The organism is Methylobacterium sp. WL8, from assembly GCF_008040045.1.
In the GTDB taxonomy this organism is placed as follows: domain Bacteria; phylum Pseudomonadota; class Alphaproteobacteria; order Rhizobiales; family Beijerinckiaceae; genus Methylobacterium; species Methylobacterium cerastii.
In genome coordinates this window covers 1-4,115 of record NZ_VRVF01000151.1, presented here as the reverse complement: position 1 = coordinate 4,115, position 4,115 = coordinate 1, and the positions used below count along the sequence as shown (strand labels likewise).

The window sequence follows — 4,115 nt, the reverse complement described above, 5'->3', positions numbered from 1 at the left end:
CTGCCGCCGTCTCGCGAAGGATTGGGAATGCAAAAGCCGGAAAGGGCGAGCGTTCGTCCTCTTGGCCTCCATCCGCCTCATGACCCGAAAGCTCTGTCAGAAAACATTATGATGCCGGACAGACTCTAAGGCTTCGGGGGCTTTGCCATTTCGTCCGTCCTCCAGGCTCAAAAGCCATATCAAAAGGCGGACCACTCCAATGGGGGCTGACCAGTGCTGACATCGCATTTTCACCCGACCTTATCTTTTCATCCAACTTTTTTCGCCGTGGACAGCGAACTGTTTGAAAGATCGCGTCTATTCCACCGTGACGGACTTGGCGAGGTTTCTCGGCTGGTCCACGTCCTTACCCATGACGACGGCGGTGTGGTAGGCGACGAGCTGGATCGGCACCGCGTAGACGATCGGCGCGACCGTCGGGTCGAGGTCGGGCATCGTCACCGTGGCCAGGGTGTCGAGCCCGTGCTCGGCTGCGCCCTTGGCGTCGCCGATCAGCACGATGCGCCCGCCGCGGGCGGCGACCTCCTGCATGTTCGACACGGTCTTCTCGAACACCGCGTCGTGCGGGGCGATCACGATCACCGGCACGCTCTCGTCGATCAGCGCGATCGGCCCGTGCTTGAGCTCGCCCGCCGCATACCCTTCCGCGTGGATGTAGCTGATCTCCTTCAGCTTCAGCGCGCCCTCCATCGCCATCGGGTAGCTGGTGCCGCGGCCGAGGTAGAGCACGTCCCGCGCCTTGGCGATCTCGCGGGCCAGCCCCTCGATCTCGTTCTCGCGGGCCAGCGCGTCGGCCATCAGGCCGGGCACGGTGATCAGCGCGTCGACGAGGCGGCGCTCCTCCGCGGCGTCGATGGTGCCGCGGGCGCGGCCGGCGGCGATGGCCAGGCACAGCAGCACCGTGAGCTGGCACGAGAACGCCTTGGTCGAGGCGACGCCGATCTCGGGGCCGGCGAGCGTCGGCAGCGCCACGGAGGATTCACGCGCGATGGTCGAGGTCGGCACGTTGACGACGCACACGCTGTGCTGGCCTTGGGACTTCGCGTAGCGCAGCGAAGCCAGGGTGTCGGCGGTCTCGCCCGATTGCGAGATGACGAGCGTCAGCCCGTCGCGCTCGAGCGGCGCCTCGCGGTAGCGCGCCTCGGAGGCGACGTCGATCTCGACGGGAAGCCGCGCGATCTGCTCGAACCAATAGCGGGCCACCAACCCCGCATAGTAGGCGGTGCCGCAGGCGGTGATGTTGAGGCGCGACAGCTTGGCGAAGTCGAAGGGCAGCGGCTCGGGCAGCGCGACGCGCCCTTGCGCGAGGTCGACGTAGTGGGAGAGCGTGCGGCCGACGACCTCCGGCTGCTCGTGGATCTCCTTGGCCATGAAGTGGCGGTGGTTGCCCTTGTCGATCCGGTAGGCCTGCGTCGCGATGGTCTGGCGCGGGCGCTGGACGACCGCGCCGTGGATGTCTCGGATCTCGGCGCCAGAGCGCGACAGGATCGCCCAGTCGCCCTCTTCCAGATAGGTGAGCGCGTCGGTGAACGGCGCCAGCGCCAGCGCGTCGGAGCCGAGATAGGTCTCGCCCGCGCCGTAGCCGATGGCGAGCGGCGCCCCGTGCCGGGCGCCGACCAGCAGGTCGTCGTGGCCGGCGAACAGGAAGCCGAGGGCGAAGGCGCCGCGCAGGCGCGGGAGGCAGGCGGCCACCGCCTCGACCGGCCCGAGGCCCTGGTCCATGGCATGGCTGACGAGCTGGGCCACCACCTCGGTGTCGGTCTCGCTCTCGAACCGGACGCCCTTGGCCTCGAGCTCGTGCTTCAGTTCGCGAAAATTCTCGATGATGCCGTTGTGGACCACGGCGAGCCGCGCGGTGGCGTGCGGGTGGGCGTTGGTCTCGTTGGGGCGGCCATGGGTCGCCCAGCGGGTGTGGCCGATGCCGATCGCGCCGGCCAGCGGCTCCTCGCGCAGCCTCGCCTCGAGGTTGACGAGCTTGCCCGACGCCCGGCGCCGGGCCAACCGCCCGTGCTCCAGCGTGGCGATGCCGGCCGAGTCGTAGCCGCGGTATTCCAGGCGGCGAAGCGCCTCGACCAGCGGACCGGCCACTGCCCCGTTACCGACGATGCCGACGATGCCGCACATGCTGAGTTGTCTTTCGGTTCGCCCGGTGGACCGGCGGCTTGTACCGGATCGCCGCCGCACGAGGCCAGCCCCCCGTGGCTACGCAGGGCAGGCGATGCAGTGGGCCGTTTACGTGAGAGGCGCGGGCCGTCTTTTGAAGGGGCTGCGGGTGCGCGCGCCGGGAGCTACGGTTTGCCTGCGCGCGCCACCTTCTCCGCCTGCAACGCCGCCCGCTTCCACTCGGCCCAGCCCGGCTTCGTCGCCTGGCGGCCGCGGGCGACGGCGAGCGCCCCGTCGGGCACGTCGTCGGTGATCACCGAGCCGGAGGCGACGAAGGCGCCCTCGCCGATCGCGACGGGGGCGACCAGCGCCGAGTTCGAGCCGATGAAGGCGCCGGCCCCGATCGTGGTGCGGTGCTTCGAGACCCCGTCGTAGTTGCAGGTGATGGTGCCGGCCCCGACGTTGGCGCGGGCGCCGACCTCGGCGTCGCCGAGATAGGTCAGGTGCGCGGCCTTGGCGCCCGGCCCGAGGCGGGCGTTCTTCAGCTCCACGAAGTTGCCGATGCTGGCGCCGGCCTCCAGCACCGCGCCGCCCCGCAGGCGCGCGAACGGGCCGACGCTGGCGCCCGCCTCCAGGCGCACGTCCTTCAGGTGCGAGAAGGCGTGGACGACGCACCCGTCGTCCACGCGGACGCCGGTGTCGAACACCACGTTCGGCTCGACGAGCACGTCGCGCCCGAGGATCGTGTCGTGGCTGAGGAACACCGTCTCGGGGGCGACCAAGGTCGCGCCGCCGAGCTGGGCGCTGCGGCGCAGGCGCGCCTGGATCGCGGCCTCGGCGACGCCGAGCTGCACCCGGTCGTTGACCCCTTGCGCCTCCGCCTCCGTCACCGGAACCACGGCGACGGAGAGCCCGTCGCCGACGGCCAGCGCCACCGCGTCGGGCAGGTAGTACTCGCCGGCGGCGTTGTCGTTGCCGATCCGCTCCAGGAGCGCCAGCGCGTGGTCGCCCGACAGCGCCATCAGCCCGGCGTTGCACAGGCGCACCGCGCGCTCCGCTTCACTGGCGTCCTTCTCCTCGCGGATCGCGACCACGCGGGCGCCCTCGGTCAGCACCCGGCCGTAGCCGGCGGGCGCCTCGGTCTCGAAGGCCAGCACCACTACCGCTGCGCCCTCGGCCAAGGGCGCCCGCAGCCGCGACAGGGTCTCGCCGGTGATCAGCGGGGTGTCGCCGAAGGCGACGATGACGTCGTCGCCTTCCCCGTCGTCGCCTTCCCCGTCGTCGCCTTCCCCGTCGTCGCCTTGGCTCAGGATCGCCCGGGCGGCCAGCACGGCGTGGGCCGTGCCGAGGCGCTCGACCTGCGGGTAGATTGCGGCGCCCGGCGCCAGCGCCGCGATCTCGCGGGCGACGTCGTCGCGGCCGGGCTCGGCCACCACGGCGATGCGCGCGGCGCCGGCCGCCTGCACCGCGGCGAGAACGTGGCCGAGCATGCTGCGGCCCGCCAGGCGATGCAGCACCTTCGGCAGGTCGGAGCGCATCCGCGTGCCCTTGCCGGCGGCGAGCACGATCGCGGTGAGGCTTCGCCGCGCGGGGGCCGGTGTCGTCATCGCGTTCAGGTTCCCGGGGACGGTCGCTGGTGTCGCCCGCCGGGACCGGCGGGCGACGGGATGGGAGCACCCGATTAGCCGATCGCGCCCATCCCGCAAAACGGCGTCGCCTCGCCGTCGCCCTTCCGCTCCGCCGCGCGGCCTCGATCACACAGGCGCCGGAATTCGCGCCCGCCGGCCGCGCTTAACCGAGTGTTCAGGCACCGGGATGGTACGAGGGGCCGATTGTTGCGAACCGTTTCCGGGACTTCGCTGTTTCCGGTCCTGTTGCCGAACCACCCGAACGAAGGGGCACGACGCTGCCGACCGACCCGCGCTCCGACGCCCTCCGCGATCCCCGTGGGCCCGCCCGCCCGGACGGCACCCGCCGCGACGTCGTGCGCCTGGCAGCGCTCGGTGCGGTGC

Annotated in this window: 3 protein-coding genes and 1 pseudogene; 1 reads left to right on the top strand and 3 read right to left on the bottom strand. The window is 71.4% G+C overall.

Annotated features, from left to right (window positions below; translation table 11 throughout):
* Nucleotides 1-112, top strand: a pseudogene (locus FV234_RS25365) (IS5/IS1182 family transposase); the annotation flags it as partial.
* A gap of 185 nt (nt 113-297) precedes the next feature.
* On the opposite strand, the gene glmS reads toward FV234_RS25365, so the two are convergent.
* The 3 genes from glmS to FV234_RS26545 form a co-directional block, all read right to left on the bottom strand.
* Nucleotides 298-2,124 carry a glutamine--fructose-6-phosphate transaminase (isomerizing) gene (gene glmS / locus FV234_RS25360; protein WP_147815484.1) on the bottom strand — a complete coding sequence of 609 codons (1,827 nt, stop codon included), beginning with the start codon at nt 2,122-2,124 and terminating at the stop codon, nt 298-300.
* 164 nt (nt 2,125-2,288) lie between these two features.
* On the bottom strand, nt 2,289-3,710 hold the full coding sequence (gene glmU, locus FV234_RS25355; RefSeq protein ID WP_147832384.1) for a bifunctional UDP-N-acetylglucosamine diphosphorylase/glucosamine-1-phosphate N-acetyltransferase GlmU: 1,422 nt from the start codon (nt 3,708-3,710) through the stop codon (nt 2,289-2,291).
* A 74-nt stretch (nt 3,711-3,784) separates the two neighbouring features.
* On the bottom strand, nt 3,785-4,115 hold a 331-nt coding region (locus FV234_RS26545; RefSeq protein WP_210250988.1), incomplete at its 5' end, for a hypothetical protein.